Raw genomic sequence first — 24,740 nt, 5'->3', positions numbered from 1 at the left:
TTTCGAGGAGCAGAACGTGGCGAGACGCCGCCTGACCGTCAAACGCATCGACCCGTGGTCGATGCTGAAGTTCGGTGTGGTCGTCAACCTGGCGCTGCTGGCCGTGGGGCTGTTGGTCGCCACGGTCGTGTGGATGGTCATCGACCGGCTGCAGTTGGTCGACCAGGCCTGCTCCATCGCGCTCGACGTCGGTTTCACCGCCTGCGGGGTCAACGCCGGCAACCTGTTCCGGGCGCTCATCCTGCTCGGCCTGCTCGGGGTCGTGGTGCAGACCGCGGTGTTCGTCTTCCTCGCGTTCCTCTACAACCTGATCGCGGACCTGACCGGCGGCCTGACCCTCGGGGTCGTCGACGAGGGGGCCGTCGCCTCGCGCACCACCGGACCGTCGGCCGGGGCCCGGCGCCGGCCCCGGCGCGAACCCGTGATGACCGAGGCCGCCCCCGAACGGCGCGCCGAACCGGAGGCCGACCCGCATCCTGCTCCCCAGCCCGCGCGGCGGTCGAGCGCGGTCTCGGAGACCGACGAGGACCTGTTCGGTCCGCGCTGAACGGGATCGGCGGGGCGGGCGTGCCCCGGTTCGCCTCCTCGCGAGCGGCTCGGTACGCTTCGCGACGCTGCGGGGCCGCGTCGGCGCCCCGCGTTCGTTCGGGCCAATAGCTCAGCTTGGTTAGAGCGCACCCCTGATAAGGGTGAGGTCGGAGGTTCAAGTCCTCCTTGGCCCACGACACACGAGCCCCCGCACCGTCCATGGTGCGGGGGCTCGCTCGTCTCCGAGCGACGAGCCCGTCGTGTCCGGTTCGCCGGACGTTCATCACCCGTCGACCGGCGCGTGGTGTGGTCGCTGGCGACGGCGCGGTCGACGCGCGCCGACACGACAGGGCTTGCCCGACGGTGGCCTGGCCGAAAGGATGCCGACGTTGCCTCCCGGCGGCCGCCGGGAGCAGTTTGGAGAGAGCAACGTGAGGACATTCGCCATGCAGCGCAGCAGGCGGCGCAGCCTGCTCGCCGGGGCGACGGGACTGGCCATGATGGCTGCACTGCTGCCCGCCACCACCGCCGATGCGCAGACGACGCCGACCACCGGCTTCTCGGACGTCAGCGCCACCGCCACCCATCGTCTGTCGATCGAACTGCTCGCGTCCGAGGGCGTGCTCGCCGGTTACGACGACGGCACGTTCCGTCCAGGTCAGCGGCTGACCCGCGGGCAGATGGCCGCGATCGTCACCCGCGCCTTCGGACTCGACAACGAGCGTGCGCCGCAGTTCACCGACGTGGCGGGGACCCACCACGCCGATGCCATCGCCGCCGCCGCCGAGGCCGGCATCATCTTCGGCTACCGCGACGACACCTTCCGGCCCAACGCCACGATCCGCCGTGACCAGGCCGCCGCGATGCTCGGGCGGGCCTTCGAGGTCGACGAGGTGACCACGGGTCCGTTCACCGACCTCGGTGGCAACGTGCACGCCGGGTACGTCAACGCGCTCGCCGAGCTCGGGATCGCCCGCGGTACCACCGCCACGACCTTCGGCCCCACCGGCCTGTTGCGTCGCGACCAGGCGGCCGCCTTCATCAACCGCGGCTTCCGCGTCGACGTGACCCTGGTCGCGACCAACGACATCCACGGTCGCCTCGCGCCCCCGTCGGTCAGCCTGACGCCCGAGGGTGCCTCGGCGTCCGTGCCCGTCGGTGGTGCGGCCTACCTGGCGACGCATCTCGCCAACGTGCGCGACCGCGCCCGCAACTCCCTCCACGTCGACGCCGGTGACCTCGTGGGCGCGACGCCGGTGCTCTCCAACCTGTTCTTCGACGACCCGACCGTCGAAGCCGCCAACCTCATGGGGATGGACGTCCAGACCGTCGGCAACCACGAGTTCGACCGTGGCGCGGACGACGTGCTCCGCCGGCTCGAGGGTGGCTGCTTCGGTGGCGACTGCGACTACCGCGGTGGCACCGAATTCGAGGGCCAGGAGTTCGAGACCCTGTCGGCCAACGTCGTCGACGAGGTCACCGGCGAGCCGTTGACCGAGAGCTGGGTCGCCTACGAGTTCGACGGCATCGAGGTCGGCTTCGTCGGCGTGACCACGCAGGACACCCCGACCGTGGTCAACCCGACCGGCATCGAGGGACTCGAGTTCCTCGCCGAGGCCGACGCGGTCAACGCGGCGGTCACGGAGATGCAGGACGAGGGCATCGAGGCCATCGTCGTGCTGATGCACGAGGGCGGCACCCAGGACGGCACCTACAACCAGTGCGAGAACTTCCGTGGCGCCGCCGCCACGGCGATCGCGGAGTTCGACGACGCCGTCGACGTGGTCGTGACCGCCCACACGCACCGTTCCTACGTGTGCGAGTACGAGGGCAAGCTGGTGACCAGCGCCGGCGAGTACGGCACGATCTTCACCAACATCGAGATGCACGTCGACCGTTCCACCGGTGACGTCGCCGCCGCCGCGGCGCGCAACACGCCCGTCACCCGCGACGTCGCACCGCACCCGGGCATCGTGGAGCTCATCGAGCGCTACGAGGAGCTCGCCGGCCCGGCGCTCGCCGAGGTCGTCGGTGTCAGCACCGTCGAGATCCCCCGCACCACCCGGTCCGCAGAGTCGGCGCAGGGCAACCTCGCGACCGACGCGCTCCGCCAGCAGTTCGAGGACGTCGACTTCGCGTTCCAGAACTCCGGCGGGCTGCGCGCCGACCTGACCAACGAGGAGCAGGTCGACGAGGACGGCAACTTCGAGATCACCCGGCGTGACGTGCTCGAGGTGTGGCCGTTCGGCAACACGGTCGCCGTGGCCGAGGTCGACGGTCCGACGCTGGAGGCGATCCTCGCCAACGGCGTGCGGGAGATCGGCGGAGGCCGCTTCATCCAGGTCTCGGGGCTGCGGATCGGCTACCGGATCGACAGCACCGTCCCCCTGGACCAGAACAACGGGTTCCCGCGCGGTGTGGTGACCAGCGTCGAGTACTGGCAGCACCCCGACGTCGAGGACGGCACGCCGGTCGACCTCAGCGCGGCCGCCACCCACCGCATCGCCATGAACGACTTCATGGCCGTCGGCGGTGACGGTTACCCGAACATCTCGGCGTCGGTCGTGCTGCTCGGTGACCCGCTCGAGAACTACATCATCGAGTACCTGCAGGACACCTCCCCGGTGAGCCCGCAGGTGCAGGGGCGCATCTTCCAGACCGACTCGGACTGATACGCCCCGTCGGCGGAGATCGCCGGCGTGTCGACGACGGGCCGTCGGGTGGTGGGACGACCATCACCCGGCGGCCCGTCCACGTCGTGTCGCGTGATGTCCACGCCAGTCAGCGACTCGGCCAGACGTCCGGCTCGGGCCGGCACGGCCGGGACCACGGTGGCTAGGCTCGGACGCAGACTGCCCGACGTGCCGCTGCCCGCGAGGAACTCACGATGGCCAAGACGAAGAAGTTGAGCAAGAAGGTCGCCAAGCTCGAGAAGAAGGCCGACGCGCTGCGCAAGCAGGCGGAGAAGAAGGGCAAGACCCTCACTTCCCAGGCGGCGAAGAAGGGCAAGGACCTCACCGAGCAGGCCGTGGACACCTACGGCGCCCTGAGCAAGGACGACGGCAAGAAGAAGAAGAAGAGCAAGGACGAGGAGTCGGGCGGCAAGGGCAAGTTCGCGCTGCTGCTCGCCGTACTCGCCGGCGTCGCCGTCGCGATGAAGCGCAAGCGTGACCAGGAACTCGACGAGGCCCTCTGGGAAGAGCCCCGTTCGGTCTGACGGCGTGACGGGTCCGTACGTGTGCGCACGTCCGGGCCATCGACCCGGCCCGGGGCGCTTCGGCGCCGCCGGGCCGACGTGCGTCGCGTGCCGGACGGCGTCCGCACGCCACAGCGGGCCGTTCTCGTCCTCCGGTCGGCACCGCCCACGCCCCGTCGATCCGCCGCGTGTCACGGCGCGGTCTGCTCCGGTGGCGTCTCGAGCGAGGCCACCAGGCGGAGCAGGAAGGCCTCGAGCACGGCCTGCTCCGACGGACTGAACTCCTCCACGATGGCCTCGATGCGTCGGGCGAGTTCACCGAAGTAGCTGCCGGCGGTCGCGCGCGCGTCGGGACTGATGCCGATGCGTCGTCGTCGTCGGTCGTGCCGATCGGGGTGACGCCGCACGTGGCCGACGCGCTCGAGTCGATCCACGAGTCGGGTGGTGGCCCCGGTCGAGAGCTGCAGGGCATCGGCGAGCTGCCCCGCGGTCAACGACTCGTCCGCCTGGGCCAGCAGGGACAACGCCTGCAGATCCGTCGGGTGCAGGTCCTCCCGGGCGGCGAACCGGCTGCCGATGGCGTGCATCTGCGTACCGAAGGTGTGCAGGAGGGCGACGATCGCCGTCGACGAGGCAGCGTCGGCACTGTCTGCCTCGTGCAGCGGTTGTCCCATGGCGGGAGGCTACCGGTACGCGGACGTCGCGAACGCCGTTGGCCGGTCGACACCGTCGACGGCCGACGCCGTTCGAGGGTGCCTTCACGCGCGGGATCCCGAACGTGCGTGCGACTTCCACAGGTGTGACCACAGGTGTGGAAGTCCGGGCCCACGGGCATCCACATCCCCACAGGTTTGTCCACAGGTGCCGGGTGGCCGGTGGTGCGCCTTCTGGTCGAACGGTCGGGGGCCGTTGGAGCGGGAAGCTTCCTAGGGTCGTCGTGGACGCCGGAAGTGAGGGACCTCGTGCGCCTGCGTACTCGTGTAGTGGCCGTAACCGCCGCCTCCGGGCTGCTGCTCACCGCCTGTGGTGACGGCGGGGGTGGTGTGGACCTCGACGACCCGACGGCACAGGACACCGAGGACCCCGGCACCGACGATCCGGGGACCGACGGGGACACCGACGCGGGCGAGGCCACCGCCGACGGAACCGAGGGCGGCACCCTGGTCGCCGCGATCGGCGGCGAGCCCGATCAGCTCAATCCACTGACGACCACCTCGTCGTTCGCGTTCACCGTGCTCGAGAACGTCTACGACACCCTGGTCCAACCCGGGGACGATCTCACGCCCGAGCCGGCGTTGGCCGAGTCCTGGGAGACGTCCGACGACCTGTTGACCTGGGTGTTCACGCTGCGTGAGGGCGTGACCTTCCACGACGGGTCGGACTTCACGGCCGACGACGTGGTCGCCTCCATGGAGTACATCCGCGACGAGGGCGCCAACGGCTGGCGCCTCGAAGCGGTCGACGCCTTCGAGGCCACCGACGACTACACCGTCACGGTCAACCTCAACCGCCCGGCGCCGAACCTGCTCGACCAGCTGGGACCGTTCAAGGGCATGGCGATCGTCCCGTCCGAGCAGATCGACGCGGGCACCCTGGGCGATGAGGTGATCGGCACCGGCCCCTTCCAACTCACCTCCGCCTCGGCCGACGTGCTCGAGCTCGAGGCGTACGCCGACTACTGGGGTGAGGGCCCGTACCTCGACGGCATCGAGTTCCGCATCATCCCCGACGAGGGCGTGAAGCTCACCAACCTCGAGACCGGGGAGGTCGACTGGATCGACTCCGTCCCGCCCGAACAGGTGACCGATCTCGAGCAGATGGGCGAGGTGGAGGTCGGGCGCGTCGCCGGCAACGACTACTGGTACATGGCGCTCAACAACGAGCGTGAGCCCTTCGACGACCCCGACGTCCGTCGCGCGATCGCCTTCGCGCTCGACCCCGTCGCCATCGCCGAGGCCACGAACTTCGACGCGGCCACGCCCAACGAGACCGCCATCCCCGAGGGCAGCTTCTGGTACCTCGACTACGCCCCCTTCGGCCACGATCCCGACCAGGCGCAGTCGCTGCTCGACGAGGCCGGCGTCGACGGGTTGTCGATCGACCTCATGGTGACCAACGAGTTCCCGGAGACCGTCACCGCGGCGCAGGTGATCGCCAGCCAGCTCGGCGAGGTCGGCGTCGACGTGCAGATCCGCACCGAGGACTTCACCACCTGGCTCGCCGAGCAGGGTGAGGGCAACTTCGACGCCTTCGCGCTCGGTTGGCTCGGCAACATCGACCCGGACGACTTCTACTACGCGCAGCACCACTCCGAGGGTGTCAACAACTTCCAGGGCTTCGACGATGCCGAGGTCGACCAGTTGCTCGACGACGCGCGGGTGGAGGTGGACGAGGAGGCGCGCAAGGAGCTCTACGACCAGGCCGCACAGCGCATCGTCGACCAGGCGTCCTACATCTACTTCTACAACCCCGACATCGTCGAGGCCTGGTCCCCGGACGTGTCCGGGTACGTGACCCGCGCCGATTCGGCGACACGATTCGTCGACACCCGTCTCGAGGAGTGACCGCCGGCCGACCGGACGGGGCGCTCGCTCCGCTCCGGTCGGCCGCGCGCTCGACAAGGAGTCCGGTTGGCCCGCTACGTCGTCGTCCGCACCGGGCAGGCGCTGCTCGCGCTGCTCGGCGTGTCCATCGTGGTGTTCGCCCTGATGCACCTGGTGCCGGGTGACCCGGTCCGGGCCGCGCTGGGCACCCGTTTCACGCCCGAGCTCTACGACGCGCTGGTGCAGCGCGCCGGGCTCGACCGGCCGCTGGTCGTGCAGTACGTCGACTGGCTGGGTCGTGCCGTCACCGGCGACCTCGGCGTTAGCTTCCGTACCGGCGACCCGGTCGCGACGATGCTGGCCGAGCGCATCCCGAGGACGGCGCTGCTGGCGTTCGGGGCCCTGCTCATCGGCCTGGCGATCGCGTTGCCCGCCGGCATCCTGTCCGCGGTGCGCCAGGGCAAGCCGGTCGACTACGCGGCCAACACCTTCGCGCAGATCGGGGTCTCGATCCCCGACTTCTGGTTCGGGATCCTGGGGATCCTGGTGTTTGCCCGGGTGCTGGGCTGGTTGCCGCCGGGCGGGTACCGACCGCTGACGGAGGCGCCGCTGGAGTCGCTGCGCTACCTGCTGCTGCCGGCCGCGACGGCAGGCGTCGTGACCGGTGCGATCCTGACCCGGTTCGTGCGTTCGTCCGTGCTCGAGGCGATGAACGCCGAGCACGTGCGGCTCGCCCGCGCGAAGGGGTTGCCCTCGCGGTACGTGTTGCGCCACCACGTGCTGCGCAACGCCTGGATCCCGATCGTGACGGTCACGGGCCTGCAGTTGGGCACCCTGCTCGGCGGCATCGTGGTGGTCGAGATCGTCTTCTCGTGGCCGGGCATCGGTCTGCTGGCCCTCAGCGCGGTGGAGACCCGTGACTACCCGGTCCTGCAGGGTGCGGTGCTGTTCATCGCCGCGGTGTTCCTGGTGCTCAATCTGCTGGTCGACCTGCTGTACGCGCGGCTCGACCCGCGCATCCGGGTGGGAGCCGACGCATGAGCAACCTCGACGCGGGAGCCGACCGGCAGCAGCTCGAGGCGCCGACCAGCCGCCAGGTGCCCCGCTGGCGCGAGACCCTGACGGTCCTGCTCGCCAACCGTCTGGCGGCGCTCGGCCTCGTCCTGCTGTTGGCGTTGCTGTTGACCGCACTCTTCGCCGACCAGCTGGTCCGCTATCCGATCAACGCGCAGGACCTGACCGTCCGTTTCCAGGGACCGTCGGCCGACCACTGGTTCGGGACCGACGACCTCGGCCGCGACGTCTACAGCCGGGTCGTGATGGGTTCGCGGGTGTCGTTGCAGGTCGGGGCGGTCGCGGTCGGGATCAGCCTCGTCGCCGGCACCCTGATCGGACTGTTGTCGGGCTACCGTGGCGGCTGGCTCGACAGCATCAGCATGCGGGCCATGGACGTGCTGTTCTCCTTCCCGGTGATCCTGCTGGCGATCGCGCTGGTGGCCGTGCTCGGTCCGTCGCTCCGCAACACCATGATCGCCGTCGGGATCGTGTTCACGCCGATCTTCGCCCGCGTCGTACGCGGCAGCGTCCTCAGCGTCCGTGAGGAGCTGCACGTCCGTGCCGTGCGGTCGTTGGGTGCCAGCGACTGGCGCATCGTGACCCGCCACGTCCTGCCCAACGTCGCCGGACCGATCATCGTCCAGGCCTCGCTGAGCTTCGCGTTCGCGATCCTCACCGAGGCGGCACTGAGCTACATCGGCGTGGGTGTCCAGCCCCCCGACCCGGCGTGGGGCTACATGCTCTCCGACGCCCAGCGGTTCCAACAGCAGGGGTGGTGGCTCTCGGTGTTCCCCGGACTGGCGATCTTCCTGACCGTCATGGCCTTCAACGTGCTCGGGGACGGCCTGCGCGACGCGCTCGACCCCCGACAGCGCAGCGTCATCCAGTCGCGGGGCGTGGAGTGAGCAACCCGTCCGCGCCCGACCGCGAGGTCGTCCTGTCCGTCCGCGACCTCGAGGTGTCCTTCGCGAGCAAGCGTGGTCGCGCGTCGGTCGTGCGCGGCCTCGACTACGACGTGCACCGCGGGGAGACGCTGGCCATCGTCGGGGAGTCCGGCTCGGGCAAGTCGGTCTCCACGCTGGCGTTGACCAAGCTGATCCCGATGCCGCCCGGCCGGGTCACCGGCACGGCGCACCTCGGCGGCGAGGACCTGCTCGCGATGAGCGAACGCGAGCTGCTGCGGGTGCGCGGGCGTCGGGTGGGCTTCGTCTTCCAGGACCCGATGACCTCGCTCAACCCGGTGCACCCCATCGGTCGCCAGCTGGTGGAGGGCATGCGCCACCACCTCGGCCTGTCGGAGGCACAGGGGCGGGACCGGGCGGTCGAGCTGTTGCGGTTGGTCGGGATCCCTGCCGCGGAGAAGCGCCTCGACGACTATCCCCACCAGTTCAGCGGGGGCATGCGTCAGCGGGTCGTGATCGCCATCGGCCTGTCGTGTGATCCACAGGTACTGATCGCCGACGAGGCCACGACCGCCCTCGACGTCACCACGCAGGCACAGATCACCGAGCTCGTCGGCCGACTCCAACAGGAGCTCGGCATGGCGGTGATCTGGATCACCCACGACCTCGGGGTCGTGGCCGGGATCGCCGACCGGGTGCTGGTGATGTATGCCGGGGAGATCGTCGAGGAGGCCCGCGTCGACGAACTGTTCGCCGACCCGAGGCATCCCTACACGGTGGGGTTGTTGCGCTCGCTGCCGGTGCTCGGTGCCTTCGACCGCGACGAGTTGGCCGCGATCCCCGGCCTGCCGCCTGCTCCCACCGACCTGCCGGCGGGTTGTGCGTTCCACCCGCGCTGCGGGTTCCGGCACGACGACCGCTGCGCCACCGAGCGACCCCCGCTGCGCGAGGTGGCGCCGGGCCATCGCATACGCAGCTTCTACGAGGTGGCCGAGGACGAGCGTCGTGCGGCCGCCACGGCCGGGGACGACGAGCAGGCGCCCACCTCCGCGGGCAGGGACTCGGAGGGGGTGGCGTGAGCGACCCGGTGCTGCAGGTCGACGGCCTCGAGGTGCACTTCCCGGCCGGTCGCGGTGGCGGCCGGGGACGCGGGAGCTCCGACGTGGTGCGGGCCGTCGACGGGATCAGCTTCGCGATCGAGCGGGGCACCACGTTGGGGCTGGTCGGCGAGTCCGGGTGTGGGAAGTCCACCACCGGGCTGGCCATCCTGCGCCTGGTGGAACCGACCGGGGGACGCGTCCAGTTCGACGGCACCGACCTGTCCACCCTCGGCCGCGGCGAGCTCCGGCGGTGGCGTCGACGGGCCGCGATGGTCTTCCAGGACCCCTACGCGTCGCTCGACCCGCGCCGGTCGATCGGTGAGGCGATCGGTGAGGCACTCGACATCCACGAGCTGCACCAGGGCAAGCAGGCCCGGCCGCAGCGGATCGCCGAGCTGCTCGAACGGGTCGGTCTGCACCCCGACACGGCCGGCCGGTATCCCCACGAGTTCTCCGGCGGTCAGCGACAACGGGTGGGCATCGCCCGGGCGCTGGCGGTCGAACCGGAGTTCCTGGTGTGCGACGAGCCCATCGCGGCGCTCGACGTGTCCATCCAGGCGCAGGTCCTCAACCTGCTGGCCGACCTGCAGGCGGAGCTCGGACTGACCTATCTGTTCATCGCCCACGACCTCGCCGCGGTGCAGCACGTCTCGGACCGCATCGCCGTGATGTACCTCGGTCGGATCGTCGAGGAGGGTGATCGTCGCCAGGTGATCACCCGTCCGCAGCATCCCTACACGCGCGCGCTGCTGTCCGCGGTCCCGGTCCCCGACCCGGTCCGGGAGCGCGCGCGCCGACGGGTGTCGCTCGCCGGCGACGTGCCGAGCCCGATGGATCCGCCGTCGGGTTGCCGGTTCCGGACCCGCTGCCCGGAGGTGTTCGAGGCCTGCGGACGGGTGGACCCCGACCTGCAGGCCGTCGGCTCGGACGGTGACCGCGACGGCCATCGGGCCGCCTGTCTGCTGCACGGTGAGGTCGGTCAGCCGGTCGAGCGGTCGGACCACCCCGACGCGGACCAGCGGGAAGCGGGATTGGATGACGCCCTGTCGATCTGAAAGGCGCAACATGAGCGACCAGGACGCCGACCGCCTCGAGCACGGTGCCTCGCACGAGACCGATCGGCTGACCGACGATCAGCCACCGCGTGAGGACATCATCCCGGTCGAGGAACTACGGGAACTCGAGGACACCGAGGCCGACCCGCTGATCAGCGAGGACGACGCGGCGCTCCCCCGGCCGACCGCCGACGACCTGCCCGAGTCGCAGGGCCACGACGTCAGCCTGGGGGCCAAGATCAGCGAGGACTACGCCGAGCGGCCGCGTCTGTCCGACGAGGAGCTCGGGACCGACGACTTCTCGGCAGCCGCGGACGACCTCGCCCTCGACGACGGCGAGCAACCGGGCGTCTAGCCGCTCGGCACGGGCCGGGGCCCGTCGGAGAACCCCGCGCACCTGGGCGGCGCGACACCCGGCATCTCGACATGACCAGCTCAACTGGACCCGGTCACCCGCCCTCCGGCCTCGCCTTCAGAGGGATTTCAGGTCCGTCCGACCTAGGGTCATCCGTCCAGGGGACGAAGGTGCGGGATTGCGGACGAGGGACGCCGGGCCTGAGGCGGACGACGGGAACGAGGACGCGGCCGGCGAGTCGTCGTCGAGGTTGAGCCGTCGGTCCTTCCTGGCCGTCACGGGCACGCTGGCAACCGCCGCCGTGGTCCCCGGGTGCACCACCGACCGCGGCGCGGTCGACCAGGTGCCCCGGGAGGGTCCGTCCGCGGTGCCACAACCGGGCGTGCAGGTGCCCGAGGCCACGGGCGCGGCCACCCGCTTCCTCAATCCGGACCAGTACGCGATCCTCGAGGCCATCGCCGCCCGCATCATCCCGGGGGACGAGGACGATCCCGGTGCGGTGCAGGCGGGCTGTGTCGACTACATCGACCGACTGCTCGCCACCCACGAGGGCTATCCCGAACGCACCTACACGATGGGGCCGTTCGCGCGCGGGTACGAGGGCGACGAGGAACCTCCGGCCGAGGACGGCATCATCTGGGTGCCCGCGGACGAGCTCGAGCGCTACGGCTGGCAGGCGGGTCAGACGCCGCGTGACCTCTACCGCATGGGTCTGGCCCGGTTCCAGGAGCTGGTCGCCGCTCGCCACGCAGGAGCGAGCTTCGTCGACCTGAGCGAGGACGAGCAGGACGCCATCCTCGAAGCGATCGAGGACAACGAGGACGACGACGTCGACGAGATCTTCGATCCGTTGCCCGCGGACACGTTCTTCGACCTGGTCCATGGGCACGTCGTCGAAGGCTTCCTCGCCGACCCGATGTACGGCGGCAACCAGGACATGGTCGGGTGGCGACTGGTCGGCTTCCCCGGCGCGCAGCGGGCCTACTCCCCCGAGGAGATGCTCGACCCGAACTTCAACCGGCCTCCGCAGTCCCTGGCCATGCTGCCGATGTTGCACGGTGCGCACCGCGACGACACGCAGGCGCTGGGCTCGGTCCGGCGGCGTCATCCCAACGGGCCCATCGACTGATGGAGGCGGCGTGATCGAGCATCCCGAGGTCGACGTGGTGACGGTCGGTGCCGGCTGGACCGCCGGTATCGCCGCGCAGCAACTGACCGCGCAGGGCCTGGACGTGGTGTCGTTGGAGAAGGGTCGGGCGCAGTGGACCTGGCCGGACTTCGCCCACAACCACGACGAGCTGCGGTTCTCCGAGCGTGGCGAGATGCTGCACGAGATCGAGCGTGAGTCGTGGACCTGGCGTCCGAATGCGACGCTGCCGTCGTTGCCGATGCGCCAGTACGGCTCGTTCCACCCGGGTTCCAACCTCGGTGGCGCAGGGGCGCACTGGTCGGGGGTGACCTGGCGGTTCCTGCCGACCGACTTCGACTACGTCTCGCACCACACCGACCGCTACGGCGCGAACGCGTTCCCGGAGGGGCACAGCAACCAGGACTGGCCGGTCAGCTACATGGACCTCGAACCGCACTACACGCAGTTCGAGATCGACACCGGGATCTCCGGTCAGACCGGCAACCTCAACGGTGAGATCCTCGAGGGCGGCAACCCGTTCGAGGGTCCGCGCAGCCGTCCCTACCCCCTGCCCCCGCTGGCTCCCACCCGCGGCGGCCTGAAGTTCGCCGAGGCGGCAGGACAGCTGGGCTACTCGGCGTTCCGCAATCCGTCGGGCATCCTGTCCGAGGGCTACACCGACATGTCCGGCGAGCCGCGGGCGGGCTGCGTGTACTGCGGGTTCTGCACCCGCTACGGCTGTCACGTCGACGCCAAGTCCTCGGCGCTCACGGCCCACATCCCGATGGCGCTCGACACGGGTCGCTACGAGATCCGCACCCGCTGCTACGTCAAGCACATCGCCGTGGACAACACCGGTCTGGCCACCGGCCTGGTCTACCTCGGTGCCGACGGCCGCGAGCACTTCCAGCCGGCCCGCACCGTCCTGGTGTGCGGCTACACCCTGTCCAACACCCGCGTGCTGCTGCTGTCGGTCTCCGACGCGCATCCCAACGGGATCGGCAACGACCGTCAGCAGGTCGGGCGCAACTACACCTACCAGGTGCTCGGACCCATGACGGTCGGGCTGTTCGAGGGCGAACGCTTCAACACCTACATGGGCAACACCTCGACCGGGCATGCCGCCTACGACCTCGCCGGCGACGCGTTCGACCATGCCGGGCTGGGATTCATCGGTGGGGGGCAGCTGATGTCCGGCGGCGGCGAGCGACTTCCCATCGGTGGCGTCCAGGGCGTGCCCGCTCCCGGCGGCGACAGCCCCGAAGAGGCTCGCGCATGGGGGCAGGCGTTCAAGGACCGCATGCGCGACTGGGACTCGTACCTCGACATCGCCATCCAGGGCGAGAGTCCCGCCTACGAGTTCAACCGCCTCGACCTCGACCCGAACTACACCGACTTCCTCGGCCGGCCGCTGCTGCGCATCACGTTCGATTTCACCGAGAACGAGCGCCGGATGTACGCCTACATCGCGCAGCGGGCGATCGAGATCATGGACGTGATGAACCCGACGGCCCGGCAGGACACCCCGGAGTTGTGGGACTACAACATCGCCGACTACCAGTCGACCCACAACCAGGGCGGGACGATCTTCGGTACCGACCCGTCCAACTCGGTGACCAACCGCTACGGCCAGGTGTGGGACACGCCGAACGTGTTCTGCATGGGCGCGTCGCTGTTCCCGCAGAACCCGGGGGCCAACCCCACGCAGACGGTGGCGGCGCTGGCGTACTGGGCGCTGGCCGGCATGCGTGAGCACCGCTACTTCGACGCGCCGACGGAGCTGATCGGATGATCGAGCACCCCGAGGTCGACGTGGTGACGGTCGGTGCCGGCTGGACCGCCGGTATCGCCGCGCAGCAACTGACCGCGCAGGGCCTGGACGTGGTGTCGTTGGAGAAGGGTCGGGCGCAGTGGACCTGGCCGGACTTCGCCCACAACCACGACGAGCTGCGCTTCACCCACCGCGGCGAGATGCTGCACGAGATCGAGCGCGAGACCTGGACCTGGCGTCCGAACGACCGGCTGCCGTCGTTGCCGATGCGCCAGTACGGCTCGTTCCACCCCGGTTCCAATCTCGGTGGCGCAGGGGTGCACTGGTCGGCGGTCACCTGGCGGTTCCTGCCGACCGACTTCGACTACGTCTCGCACCACACCGACCGCTACGGCGCGAACGCGTTCCCGGAGGGGCACAGCAACCAGGACTGGCCGGTCAGCTACACGGACCTCGAACCGCACTACACGCAGTTCGAGATCGACACCGGGATGTCGGGGCGGACCGGCAACCTCAACGGTGAGATCCTCGAGGGCGGCAACCCGTTCGAGGGTCCGCGCAGCCGTCCCTACCCCCTGCCCCCGCTGGCGGCGACCCGCGCGGGGACGCGCTTCGCCGAGGCGGCCGAGCAGTTGGGCTACACGCCGTTCCGCCAGCCCTCCTCGATCCTGTCCGAGGGCTACACCGACATGACGGGCGAGCCGCGGGCGGGCTGCGTGTACTGCGGGTTCTGCACCCGCTACGGCTGTCACGTCGACGCCAAGGCCAGTGCCCTCACGGCCCACATCCCGATGGCGCTCGACACGGGTCGCTACGAGATCCGCACCCGCTGCTACGTCAAGCACATCGCCGTGGACAACACCGGTCTGGCCACCGGCCTGGTCTACCTCGGTGCCGACGGCCGCGAACACTTCCAGCCGGCCCGCACCGTGCTGCTCAGCGGCTACACGCTGTCCAACGTGCGGCTGCTGCTGCTGTCACGCTCGGACGCGCACCCCGACGGGCTGGGCAACGCCCGTCAGCAGGTCGGGCGCAACTACACCTACCAGATCTGGCAGGCGCCCACGATCGGTCTGTTCGAGGGCGAACGCTTCAACACCTACATGGGCAACACCTCGACCTCCCACGCGATCTACGACTTCGCCGGGGACGCGTTCGACCATGCCGGGCTGGGCTTCCTCGGTGGGGGGCAACTGTTCGCCGACGCCGGCGAACGGCTGCCGATCGGCAACGCGGAGGGCATCCCCGCCGCCCAAGGGGAGGCGGCGGCCAACGGCAACGGCGAACCCCGGGAATGGGGAGCGGCGTTCAAGCAGCGCATGCGCCACTGGGACAGCTTCATCCCGATCACGATGCAGGCCGAGAGCCCCGCCTACGAGTTCAACCGCCTCGACCTCGACCCGAACTACACCGACTTCCTCGGCCGGCCGCTGCTTCGTCTGACGTTCGACTTCACGGAGAACGAGGCCCGGATGTACGCCTACATCGCGCAGCGGGCGTCGGAGATCATGGACGTGATGAACCCTTCGCAGCGGACCGACAACCCCGACATCCAGCCGTACCGGATCGACGACTACCAGTCGACCCACAACCAGGGTGGCGCGATCATGGGCACGGATCCGTCGAATTCGGTGACCAACCGCTACGGACAGGTCTGGGACGCCCCCAACGTCTTCGTCACCGGTGCGGCGCTGTTCCCGCAGAATCCGGGCGCGAACCCGACGGCGACGGTCAACGCGCTGATGTACTACACGCTCGCGGCGATGCGGGACCAGAACTACTTCCAGCGACCCGGGGAGCTGCTGGCATGAGGACCATGCTCGTCGTCCTCGGGATCCTTGCCGCCGGCACCGCCGGCTGCAGTGGCACGGGCGCGACCGACGCTCACGTGATGATGTCCGGTGAGCTGCGGTTCGAGCCGACGACCATGGAGATCCCGGCGGGGGGCACGGTCACGTGGCGAAACGACGGACAACGCCCACACACGGTCACCGCGATCGACCGGGAGCGCGACGCGACCGGCGCGTTCGACTCCGGCGAGATCATCGGCACCGGCACCTTCAGTCACACGTTCGACACGCCCGGGACCTACGTCTACCACTGCGAGTTCCACGGACGCTCCGAGATGGTCGGCATCATCGAGGTGACGCCATGAGCACGCGTGGTCCCCGTCTCGCTCCGCTCGCCGTGCTGGCCGCGGCGCTCGCGGGTTGCGCCGGCCCCGAGGCCCTGCTCGACGCGCGCGGGCCGTCGGCCGCGAACACCGCCACCCTGTGGTGGATCATGTTCGCGATGGGCGCCGCGGTCTACGTGGTCGTGATGGTGCTGATCGGGCTCGCGTTCTGGCGCGGGCGACGGCGCGACATCGACGATCCGGCCCTGAAGGTCCGCGACGAGGACACCTCACCGGCGGTGCGGCGGCTGGTGATCTTCGGCGGCATCGTCGGCCCCGCCCTCGTGTTGCTCGTCCTCAACCTCGTCAGCGTCCCGATGGGCCAGGCGGTGGGCGACCGTGGTGCCTCCGCCGAGGGCGTGGAGGGCTACGCCGAGGAGGACGTGGTCGTCAACGTGACGGCCGAGGTGTTCTGGTGGCGCGTGGAGTACCCGGGGCGTGACGTGATCACCGCCAACGAGATCCACATCCCGGTCGGCGAGGAGGTGCGGATCCGGCTCACCAGCGAGGACGTCATCCACAGCTTCTGGGTGCCCAAGCTCGCCGGGAAGATCGACGCGACGCCGGGACACACCACCGAACTCGTGCTCGAGGCGGACGAACCGGGCCGCTATCGCGGACGTTGCACGGAGTACTGCGGCATCGCCCACGCGCAGATGATCATCCACGTGGTCGCCCAGGAACGCGACGAGTTCGACACGTGGGTCGAACAGCAGCAGCAGCCCCAGCCCCAGCCGGCGACCGAGCGGATCGAGGAGGGCCGGCAGGTCTTCTTCGGCTCGTCGTGCGTCTACTGCCACACCGTCGACGGCCACGGGCCGCCCAACCAGATCGGACCGGACCTGACGCACCTGGCCTCCCGCGAGACGATCGGCGCCGGGATCATGCCCAACACGCGAGGCAACCTCGCCGGGTGGATCGTGGACCCGCAGGCGCAGAAACCGGGCAACCTCATGCCCGGTACGCAGATCGCCGGGGACGAACTCGACGCCCTGCTCGACTACCTGGAGTCGCTCGAATGAGCGGAGTATCGACCGCACGCGGCGACGGCGACGCAAGCGGCGGCCCGGCTCACGAGCCATGGCTGCACGAGGCGGACACCGCGCTGCTGGACCGGACCTGGGACCAGAAGCCCGGCGTGCTCGGGTGGCTCGGACAGTGCAACCACAAGACGGTGGGTCTGCGGTTCATCGTCACGTCGCTGTTCATGTTCCTGGTGGCCGGTGCGCTCGCACTGGTCATGCGGGCGCAGCTGACCGTGCCCGAGGCGAACGTCACCACGCCAGAGGTCTACAACCAGCTGTTCACCATGCACGGCACCCTGATGATGTTCATGTTCGTGGTGCCGATGTTCGAGGGCATGGCGATCTACTTCCTTCCCCTGCAGCTGGGGGCCAGGGACATGCCGTTGCCGCGCATCAACGCGTTCGGCTTCTGGGCCTACGTCGGTGGTGCACTCCTGCTGCTCAGCAGCATCTTCTTCGGCGCCGTTCCCGACGGTGGCTGGTACGCCTACGTCCCCCTGACCACCGCGGAGTTCTCTCCCGGGCTCAACCTCGACTTCTGGCTGCTCGGGGTCACGTTCGTGGAGATCTCCGCGATCGTCGCCTCCATCGAGATCCTCGTCCTGATCTTCCGCTCGCGGGCGCCGGGGATGACGCTGGCGCGGATGCCGATCTTCGCCTGGGCGAACCTGGTGACCGCCGGGATGATCCTGGCGGCCTTCCCGCCACTGGTCGCCGCCAGCCTGCTGCTCGAGGTCGAGCGCAAGCTCGGTACCGCGTTCTTCGACGCCTTCCGCGGCGGTGACCCGCTGTTGTGGCAGCACCTGTTCTGGTGGTTCGGTCACCCGGAGGTCTACATCCAGCTGCTGCCGGGTCTCGGCATCCTGGCGACGGTCATCCCGACCATGACCCGCCGACGGTTGCCGCTGCGCTGGTTGGTCGTCGGGTCGTTCATCGCCATCGGCATCGTCAGCTTCGCGTTGTGGGTGCACCACATGTACGCGACGGGCATCCCGACCCAGGCGCTGCAGTTCTTCGGCGCCGCCAGCTTCATGATCACGATCCCGACCGCGGTGATCATCTTCGCCTACGTCGGGGCGGTGTGGACCGGGCACGTGCGCTGGACCGTGCCGATGCTGCACGCGGTCGCCTTCCTGGTCGTGTTCATCCTCGGTGGCATCACCGGCGTGATGGTCGCCGTGGTCGCCTTCAACTGGCAGATCCACGACACCTACTTCGTGGTCGCCCACTTCCACTACGTGCTCTTCGGTGGCTCGGTCTTCCCGATCTTCGCCGGGCTGTACTACTGGTTCCCGAAGCTCACCGGCCGCCAGCCCAGCCGGGCCGCCGGGCTGTGGTCGTTCTGGCTGATGTTCATCGGCTTCAACGTCACGTTCATGCCTCAGCACATCGTCGGCTTCCTCGGCATGACCCGGCGCCTGTGGACCTACGAGCAGGGTCTGGGCTGGACGATCTGGAACATCATCTCCTCCGCCGGTTCGGGCCTGCTCGGCCTGGGCGTGCTCATCAGTGTGGTCTCCTTCGCGACCGCCTGGAAGGGCGGCCGGCCCGTGAGCGACGACCCCTGGGGTGCCCCGTCGCTGGAGTGGTCGCTGCCCTCGCCACCGCCGAACGAGAACTTCGCGCACCTGCCGATCGTGACCGATGCGGAGCCGCGCTGGGACGCCGGGTCCCGACCGCACCCCTACGAGGTCACCGCCTGGTACCAGCAGATGGGATCGCCGCCCGAGCAGCAACGCGAGGCCGTGGTCACGACCGTGGTCGAGGCGGAACCGCAGGCGATCGTGATCCTGCCGGGTCACTCACTGTGGCCACTGTGGCTGACGGGTGCCATCCTCGTCGGTCTGGTCGGGGTGCTGTTCGACGTGTACTGGTTGGCGCTGCTCGGACTGGCCGGCATCGCGGTCTCCCTGGTGGCCTGGTTGCTGCCCGACAGCCTGGTCGATGCGCGGGATCCGGACGATCCGGGATCGGACCCCGGCAGGTCGCGTCCACCGGGCGACGACCACGCCGGCGGGAGGGGGGCGTCGTGAGCCTGCGAACCGCACGCAACGTCCGGGTCATCGGCGAGGCCGAGGGCCGCACCATCGGCTGGTGGGGCACGGTGATCGGCCTGATCGCCCTGGCCCACCTCGTGGCCGCCGTCAACGTCGCGGCCGTCTACCTGCGCTCGGTGAGTGGCACGTGGCCGCCGGGCGCGACCGAGCCGCCCGAGGTCTGGATGGGGCTGCTCGCCGTCGGCCTCGCCGTCCTGGCCGCCGTCGCGACCGGCGTCGCGGCGGCGATCCACGGTCGTGGAGGGGGACCGCTCGGCATGCCGATGCTGTTCGTCGCCGCGTTGCTGGCACTGGGTGCGGCAGGCGTGCGGGGGGCGGGAACCATCTTCTCCGACCACCCGGTGACCGAGCACGCCTACTGGTCGATGCGCTGGTTCATGGGCGGGTTGGACGTCACCCTGCTCGGTGCCACCGGCATCGCGTTGCTGACGGCCGCGGTGCACGCCGTCCGTGGCTGGCTGCGTCCTGGTGCCCACGCCGAACTGGCCTCGATCACGCTGTGGACGGCGATCGTGGCCGTGTTCGTCGGGGTGAACTGGCTCGTGCTGACCGGGGTCACACTGTGGTGGGGAGGCTGACATGTCCGTGGCGGCGCAACGGCAACGCACCCGCGACCCTGCCTGGTGGGGCATCGTGCTGGTCAGCTTCGGGGCGACCATCATCTGGGCGATCCGGTTCGGTCTGAGCTACCTGTTCGTCCCGGCCGCGTGCGAGGTCGGTGACTGGCTGCTGCACGCGATCAGCGCGACGGCGCTGCTCGGTGGCGCGGCCGCGACGTTGCTCAACGTGGTCTGGCTGCGGCGACCGCTGGGAACCCAGGCACGCTTCACCCTGCTGTTCGGGTTGTCGCTCAACGTGTTCTTCGTGTTGGTCACGGCCCTGGAGGGGACCACCGTCTTCTTCGTCGACTCGTGTGCGAAGGGGGCCATCCCGTGAGACGTCCGACCCCGTTGCTGCCCGCACTGCTCGTCGCTGTCCTGATGGTGGTGTTGCAAGCCTGTGACGACGGTGGTCAGGAGGTGCTGGCCCTGGGCGACGTCGACCACGGGCGTGAGCTGTTCGTCGGCTACGGCTGCGGTGCCTGTCACCAGGTCGGCGGCATCCGTCAGGCCCGGGGGCGCGTCGGCCCGGACCTCGACGGTCTCGCCGATCAGCGCATGATCGCCGGATCCCTGCCCAACACGCCGGAGCAACTGGCCGCCTTCATCCAGAACCCGCAGCAGCACGCGCCCGGCACGGGCATGCCCGACGTGGGGGTCACGCCCGACGACGCCGAGGACCTCGTGGCGTTCCTGCTCGACCAGGGCTGAGCGGCATGGTGCCCGCCGCGCTGCTGCCGCTGGCCGCGATCGCCGCGGTGCACTGGCGTGGTGCGAGTCACCGCGACCTGCCGTCCTGGCGGCGGTGGGCGTTCCTCGCCGGCGTCGCGGCGGTGGCGCTGGCCCTGGGGCCACTCGTGGAACCCCGCGCCGACACCAGCTTCGCCTGGCACATGGTCCAGCACCAGCTGCTGACGCTGGTCGCTGCCCCGACGCTGGCCGCCGGACAGCCGGTCCGCACCCTGTTCGCCGGGATCGGACGCCCGCTGCCCGACGCCTGGCGCCTGCCGGGCGACCCGGGTCTGCGCGTGGTCGCCGCGGCGGTCTGCGGGGTCGCCGTGATGCTCGCCTGGCACGTCCCCGCCTTCTACGAAGCGGCACTGGCCGACGTCCGACTGCACGCGGTCGAGCACCTGACGCTGCTCGGCTCGGCGGTCGTGCTCTGGTCGGCGATCCTGGCCGCGGCGGAGACGTCCCGGACCGTGCTGGCCGCCGTCCTGGGCGCAGCCGTCAGCGCGATCGGTGGAGCGGCGCTCGGCATCCTGCTGCTGGGCTCGTCGGAGCTGCTCTATCCCTGGTACGCCGGGCAACCCGACGCGCTGTCGTCGCAACGCATCGGTGGGGCGCTGATGAAGGTCACCGCGCTGGTCGTCTACGTGGGGACGGCGGTCACCCTCATCGTGCGCTGGCTCGCCCGTCAACAGCGGACCCCGCAGCCGTCAGGGTTGCCTCGGTGACGTCGATGACGACACCACGAATCGGGGCGAGCAGGTCGTCGGCTCCCGGCGCGACTCCGATGGGCAGCACCGATCCGAGCTCGCGGAGCACGTCGCAGCCGACGTCGCGCAGACGCAGCAGCGGCCGTCGCTGACCGCTGTCGACCGTCTCCAGACGGCACTGCATGCGGGTCGGGATCCGCACCATCAGCGTCGTGTACAGCCGACCGAGCTCGCGCAGTTCCCGGCGCTGCACCACGTGACGCAGGTACGGGAAGACCTCGAGCTCCTCGCGATCGGTGTGCTCGACCAGATGGCGGTGCACCAGCTGGAACCGGTGACGGAACTGCTCCGACGCCAGCGGCTGGTCCAGCGCGTCGAGCAGCAACCGCTCGAGCAGGTCCTCCTCCTCGAGCCGCGCAGTGGCCAACAGGTGACCACGCGGCAGCCGGTCGGCGACCAGCGGGTGCAGCAGCAACTGCTCGGCTGCCTCGTGCGCCAGCACGTCGACCGCGAGTCCCCGCAACAGGCGCTCACCGCGGCGGGTGGGCGCGTCGAGGAAGGTCCGACACCGCTCGTCGAAGCGGCGGTGGTCCCGGGCGAGCACGTGCAACAGGTCGTGGGCGCTGCCGGTGCCGGTCGTCATCGCTTCCCCCGCCTTCTCCCGGTATGGCGATATCCTGACGATGCACTGAAGGGTCCGCGCCGCGCCGCTGCGGCAGTCGGATGGTGACCGCAGCGCGACTTGGTCCAACGACCAAAGCATGAGGTGTACGGCGTCCGACGGCAACCGGCCGCGCGTCCCTGGGTGCGCGCGCCCGCCGCTCGCACGTCAGTCGCGATGGTCACCCGTGCTCGGACCGTGCCCGGGGCTGGCGGGGCGCTCGCCGGGGCCGCGCCCGACCTTGGGGTTCCTCGAGTCGAGCAGCGTGGCACCCTGCTTGCGGAGCAGGTCGACGACGCCCTCGCGGTCGCGGTCGACGGTCACCGTCAGCAGCCGCAGGTGCGCCGCGTCGGCCGCATCCACGTGATGGATGTCCTCGCCGAGGTCGTCCTCGCGCTTGGAGGTCTGGATGCCGCGCGCCGTGGCCGCGATCCCACCGCCCCAGGCACCACCGAAGAGCAGGATGAGGCTGAAGGGCAGCCAGTCGCGCAGCGGGGGGATCACCAGGACCACGAGCAGTGCGAGCAGGGCACCGGCCAGGGCCCCGAGCACGGCCCGGCGGCTGCCCACCTGGAACATGCGGTGGATCTCCTGGTCGGGCGCTTCGTCGCGGTAGTCGGCCGGCTCCGCGGCGGTGACCGCGATGTGGTCGGCGGGGAGCTGGAGCTCGTCCATCAGCTCCCGGCGCAGGCGGGGTGCGTCGTCCTGGGCCACCAGGGCCCGTACCACGTGTTGATCGGCCATCGAGGCAACTCCTGAGTTCGACTTCGGCCACCGGCGAGCGTCAGCCGCCGGCCCGGGCAGACTCCAACGTGGAGCCGTACAGATCGGTTCGCCACCCGCAGCCCGGCCGGTTGTCCAGCCAGTGCCGGATGATCGGTCGCGCCCACAGCGGGGTGCGACCGCGGGTGGCCTGTGGCGCCGGGAGGTACCCGCGATAGCGGTAGCTGTCGATCGTGGCCTTGGAGACGCCGGCGAGCTGGCCGATGTCGGCGACCGTCAGCATGGTCAGCACGTGCAGTTCCGGCGCCTGCATGCCCACGACGAGATCACCCACGCCGGCGGACCGACCGTTGCGTGACGGACGCAGCAGCACGTTCTCGAGGTCGGCCGCCTCGCCCTTGACCCAGGACACCTCGTCGGGACTGAGTTGTCGCATCGGCACGGAGTCGTTGGGTCCGAGGTGGATGGCGAACACGTCGGCGAGGGTGAGATCGACCGCGCCGGGGACCGGTTCGCTCCAGCGGTACCGCCACACGGCGTCGGTGCCCCGGACGTAGGTGTCGTTGCAGCACGTCAGTTCCCGGCTCATGCTGAAACTCCGTTCAGGGTGGTCTCGTGACCGTCACCTTGACCCACGTCGACAGGCAGGGTCACCCGGTCGCGTGTCCAATAGACCACGACTTCGCCGGTCGAGGGGACCAACCGGCCCGAACGGCCGGATCCCGACGGCCGGGGCCCCGGGCAGCGTCGGGACGCCGGCGCCGCTGAGGTGGAGGTGACGGCCACCGGGGGCCGGTGCAGCAACCCGCCCCGGTTGCTGGCGAAGGCGACCAGGAACGCGATCGGGCCCGGAGGCAGGCATGGAATCACGCGACCACGACCGCAGTTACTGGCGCGACACGGCCGACGTCGCCGCAGCCCTGACGTCGATCGAGGGGCTCGCCGATGCCGACCTGACGGTCGTCGGTGGTGGCATCCTGGGGCTCACCACGGCGCTGCTGGCCGCGGAGGCGGGACTGCGGGTGGTGGTGCTCGAGGCCCGCGGGCTCGCGAGCGGGACGACCGGTGGCACGACCGGCAAGGTGACCGCCCAGAACGAGACCCGGCTCGCCACGTTGCGGTCGTCGATCGGTGCGGATGCCGCCCGGCGCTACGCCCGTGCCAACCAGCGGGGGATCGAGTTGTTCGACCGGCTCACCACCGACTACGGCATCGCGTGCGACGCCGAGCAGGTGCCGGCCTCGCTCGTGGCGCTGACCGACGACACCGTCGGGTCGCTCGAACAGGAGGCGGCCGCCGCACGTGAGGCGGGGCTCGAGGTCGAGGTCGGGCCCGCGCCCGACGAGGTGCCCTTCGCCGGCCGGCCGTGTCTCACCGTGCCCGACCAGCGCCAGATGCACGCGGTGCGCTACTGCCAGGGCCTGGCAGCAGCGGTCCTGGCGCTCGGCGGGGCGGTTCACGAGCACGCCCGGGTCGTCGACGTGGTCCGCGAGCGCAAGGGCTCCCGGCGTTGGCGGGTCCTGACCGATCGGGCCGAGGTGCGCAGCGACGACGTCGTGCTCGCCACGCGGCTGCCGACGCACCACGATGCGAAGCTGCTGTTCGGTCGGAGCAAGCCGATGTCGGCCGTCGGGGTGTCCGCCAGGCTCGACGGGCCCGCGCCCCGCGGCATGTACCTGTTCCAGGAGCAGCGCACCTGGTCGATCCGCTCGAGCCGCACACCCCGCACCGGTGAACACCTCATCGCCGTCGGGATGAGCGAACCCACGGCCGGCAGCGGTGCCCTGCAGGGTCGTACCGATCAGCTGGCCGACTGGGTGCGCGAGCACTTCGCCGTGACCTCCGTGGACCACCGGTGGATGGCGCAGGACCAGATGCCCTCCGACGGCCGCCCGTACGTCGGGCCGTTGCCGGGCGAAGGGTTGTGGACGGCGACGGGTTTCGGCAAGTGGGGCCTGGCCTTCGGCACGGCCGCCGCCGAGGCGCTGGTCACGCGCATGCAGGGCGGACCCGACCCGTTCGAAGGGGCGTTCGACACCCAACGGATCGAGCCTCCCACCGGCTGGAAGCAGATCCTGCGGGCCAACCTGCGTGTCGGCGGTCTCTTCGTCGGCGATCGTCTCCGGGCGCTGCCCGGTGATCCGGAGCTCGCACCGGGGGAAGGTCGGCTGGTGCGCCGTGGCCGGACCCCGGTCGCCGTGGCCCGTACGCTCGACGGCGAGTTGCACACGGTGTCGGCGACCTGCACCCACCTCGGCTGTCTGGTGCGCTGGAACGCCGACGAACAGACCTGGGACTGCGGCTGCCACGGTTCGCGCTTCGCCCCCGACGGCGAGGTCCTCGAGGCACCGGCGACGTCGCCGCTGCGGCCCCTGTAGGTGCGCTCGACCCGCAGGCCACACGCTCGACGACGCCCACCGTGTCCGCC

The 24,740-nt window shown here is 70.3% G+C and carries 24 protein-coding genes and 1 tRNA gene; 21 read left to right on the top strand and 4 right to left on the bottom strand.

Annotated elements, in window-relative coordinates; all coding sequences use genetic code 11:
- Positions 1 to 16 precede the first annotated feature (16 nt).
- The 4 genes from ELR47_RS01550 to ELR47_RS01535 all read left to right on the top strand — a co-directional run bounded on the left by ELR47_RS01550 (position 17) and on the right by ELR47_RS01535 (position 3,745).
- Entirely contained in the window at positions 17 to 547 is a 531-nt protein-coding gene (locus ELR47_RS01550) for a DUF3566 domain-containing protein (RefSeq protein WP_165403780.1), read from the top strand.
- Between the two features lie 100 nt (positions 548 to 647).
- Positions 648 to 722: transfer RNA gene (locus ELR47_RS01545), tRNA-Ile, on the top strand.
- Between the two features lie 252 nt (positions 723 to 974).
- Positions 975 to 3,200 carry an S-layer homology domain-containing protein gene (locus ELR47_RS01540; RefSeq protein ID WP_165403779.1) on the top strand — a complete coding sequence of 742 codons (2,226 nt, stop codon included), beginning with the start codon at positions 975 to 977 and terminating at the stop codon, positions 3,198 to 3,200.
- 215 nt (positions 3,201 to 3,415) lie between these two features.
- On the top strand, positions 3,416 to 3,745 hold the full coding sequence (locus ELR47_RS01535) for a hypothetical protein (RefSeq protein WP_130648288.1): 330 nt from the start codon (positions 3,416 to 3,418) through the stop codon (positions 3,743 to 3,745).
- Positions 3,746 to 3,915: 170 nt separating this feature from the next.
- Here the strand turns inward: ELR47_RS01535 and ELR47_RS01530 are convergent, their stop codons facing one another.
- Complete coding sequence (locus ELR47_RS01530; protein WP_130648287.1) at positions 3,916 to 4,398, bottom strand: MarR family winged helix-turn-helix transcriptional regulator; 483 nt, start codon at positions 4,396 to 4,398, stop codon at positions 3,916 to 3,918.
- 309 nt (positions 4,399 to 4,707) lie between these two features.
- Here ELR47_RS01530 and ELR47_RS01525 point away from each other — a divergent pair, with 309 nt between their 5' ends.
- The 16 genes from ELR47_RS01525 (at position 4,708) to ELR47_RS01450 (ending at position 20,946) form a co-directional block, all read left to right on the top strand.
- Complete coding sequence (locus ELR47_RS01525) at positions 4,708 to 6,288, top strand: ABC transporter substrate-binding protein (protein WP_205745383.1); 1,581 nt, start codon at positions 4,708 to 4,710, stop codon at positions 6,286 to 6,288.
- A gap of 66 nt (positions 6,289 to 6,354) precedes the next feature.
- Entirely contained in the window at positions 6,355 to 7,308 is a 954-nt protein-coding gene (locus ELR47_RS01520) for an ABC transporter permease (RefSeq protein WP_130648286.1), read from the top strand.
- Positions 7,305 to 8,228 (top strand): ABC transporter permease, encoded by a 924-nt coding sequence (locus tag ELR47_RS01515; protein ID WP_130648285.1) that lies wholly within the window; start codon positions 7,305 to 7,307, stop codon positions 8,226 to 8,228. Before ELR47_RS01520 ends, ELR47_RS01515 begins: the two co-directional genes overlap by 4 nt.
- On the top strand, positions 8,225 to 9,304 hold the full coding sequence (locus tag ELR47_RS01510; RefSeq protein ID WP_130648284.1) for an ABC transporter ATP-binding protein: 1,080 nt from the start codon (positions 8,225 to 8,227) through the stop codon (positions 9,302 to 9,304). Before ELR47_RS01515 ends, ELR47_RS01510 begins: the two co-directional genes overlap by 4 nt.
- Positions 9,301 to 10,380: an ABC transporter ATP-binding protein gene (locus tag ELR47_RS01505; protein ID WP_130648283.1), complete on the top strand. Its 1,080-nt coding sequence runs from the start codon at positions 9,301 to 9,303 to the stop codon at positions 10,378 to 10,380. The genes ELR47_RS01510 and ELR47_RS01505 overlap by 4 nt, the downstream gene beginning before the upstream one ends.
- Before the next feature lie 10 nt (positions 10,381 to 10,390).
- The gene (locus ELR47_RS01500; RefSeq protein WP_130648282.1) at positions 10,391 to 10,735 is read left to right on the top strand and encodes a hypothetical protein; all 345 of its coding nucleotides are present in this window, start codon (positions 10,391 to 10,393) and stop codon (positions 10,733 to 10,735) included.
- A 250-nt stretch (positions 10,736 to 10,985) separates the two neighbouring features.
- On the top strand, positions 10,986 to 11,864 hold the full coding sequence (locus ELR47_RS01495) for a gluconate 2-dehydrogenase subunit 3 family protein (RefSeq protein ID WP_165403778.1): 879 nt from the start codon (positions 10,986 to 10,988) through the stop codon (positions 11,862 to 11,864).
- 10 nt (positions 11,865 to 11,874) lie between these two features.
- Positions 11,875 to 13,656 carry a GMC family oxidoreductase gene (locus ELR47_RS01490; RefSeq protein WP_165403777.1) on the top strand — a complete coding sequence of 594 codons (1,782 nt, stop codon included), beginning with the start codon at positions 11,875 to 11,877 and terminating at the stop codon, positions 13,654 to 13,656.
- Entirely contained in the window at positions 13,653 to 15,446 is a 1,794-nt protein-coding gene (locus ELR47_RS01485; RefSeq protein WP_130648279.1) for a GMC family oxidoreductase, read from the top strand. Before ELR47_RS01490 ends, ELR47_RS01485 begins: the two co-directional genes overlap by 4 nt.
- Complete coding sequence (locus ELR47_RS01480) at positions 15,443 to 15,790, top strand: cupredoxin domain-containing protein (protein WP_130648278.1); 348 nt, start codon at positions 15,443 to 15,445, stop codon at positions 15,788 to 15,790. Before ELR47_RS01485 ends, ELR47_RS01480 begins: the two co-directional genes overlap by 4 nt.
- A complete protein-coding gene (gene coxB, locus ELR47_RS01475; protein ID WP_130648277.1) occupies positions 15,787 to 16,830 on the top strand; it encodes a cytochrome c oxidase subunit II in 1,044 nt (347 codons plus the stop codon). The genes ELR47_RS01480 and coxB overlap by 4 nt, the downstream gene beginning before the upstream one ends.
- A complete protein-coding gene (locus ELR47_RS01470) occupies positions 16,827 to 18,866 on the top strand; it encodes a cytochrome c oxidase subunit I (protein WP_130648276.1) in 2,040 nt (679 codons plus the stop codon). The genes coxB and ELR47_RS01470 overlap by 4 nt, the downstream gene beginning before the upstream one ends.
- Positions 18,863 to 19,468, top strand: coding sequence for a hypothetical protein (locus tag ELR47_RS01465; protein ID WP_130648275.1), 606 nt, complete (start codon positions 18,863 to 18,865; stop codon positions 19,466 to 19,468). Before ELR47_RS01470 ends, ELR47_RS01465 begins: the two co-directional genes overlap by 4 nt.
- 1 nt (position 19,469) lies before the next feature.
- Positions 19,470 to 19,826: a hypothetical protein gene (locus tag ELR47_RS01460; RefSeq protein ID WP_130648274.1), complete on the top strand. Its 357-nt coding sequence runs from the start codon at positions 19,470 to 19,472 to the stop codon at positions 19,824 to 19,826.
- Complete coding sequence (locus tag ELR47_RS01455; protein WP_130648273.1) at positions 19,823 to 20,200, top strand: c-type cytochrome; 378 nt, start codon at positions 19,823 to 19,825, stop codon at positions 20,198 to 20,200. Before ELR47_RS01460 ends, ELR47_RS01455 begins: the two co-directional genes overlap by 4 nt.
- A 5-nt stretch (positions 20,201 to 20,205) precedes the next feature.
- Positions 20,206 to 20,946, top strand: a complete 741-nt coding sequence (locus ELR47_RS01450) for a cytochrome c oxidase assembly protein (protein ID WP_130648272.1) — start codon at positions 20,206 to 20,208, stop codon at positions 20,944 to 20,946.
- Here the strand turns inward: ELR47_RS01450 and ELR47_RS01445 are convergent.
- The 3 genes from ELR47_RS01445 to ELR47_RS01435 all read right to left on the bottom strand — a co-directional run bounded on the left by ELR47_RS01445 (position 20,885) and on the right by ELR47_RS01435 (position 22,901).
- Complete coding sequence (locus tag ELR47_RS01445) at positions 20,885 to 21,571, bottom strand: hemerythrin domain-containing protein (RefSeq protein ID WP_130648271.1); 687 nt, start codon at positions 21,569 to 21,571, stop codon at positions 20,885 to 20,887. The two genes, ELR47_RS01450 and ELR47_RS01445, sit on opposite strands and share 62 nt — an antisense overlap.
- A gap of 186 nt (positions 21,572 to 21,757) precedes the next feature.
- Complete coding sequence (locus ELR47_RS01440; RefSeq protein ID WP_130648270.1) at positions 21,758 to 22,333, bottom strand: hypothetical protein; 576 nt, start codon at positions 22,331 to 22,333, stop codon at positions 21,758 to 21,760.
- Between the two features lie 40 nt (positions 22,334 to 22,373).
- Complete coding sequence (locus ELR47_RS01435) at positions 22,374 to 22,901, bottom strand: helix-turn-helix transcriptional regulator (RefSeq protein ID WP_130648269.1); 528 nt, start codon at positions 22,899 to 22,901, stop codon at positions 22,374 to 22,376.
- A gap of 271 nt (positions 22,902 to 23,172) precedes the next feature.
- Between ELR47_RS01435 and ELR47_RS01430 the strand changes: the two genes are divergently transcribed.
- Positions 23,173 to 24,690, top strand: a complete 1,518-nt coding sequence (locus ELR47_RS01430) for an FAD-dependent oxidoreductase (RefSeq protein ID WP_130648268.1) — start codon at positions 23,173 to 23,175, stop codon at positions 24,688 to 24,690.
- The last annotated feature ends 50 nt before the right edge of the window (positions 24,691 to 24,740 follow it).

It is taken from the genome of Egicoccus halophilus (assembly GCF_004300825.1).
GTDB classification, from domain to species: Bacteria; Actinomycetota; Nitriliruptoria; order Nitriliruptorales; family Nitriliruptoraceae; genus Egicoccus; species Egicoccus halophilus.
This window is presented reverse-complemented; position numbering and strand designations above follow the sequence as displayed.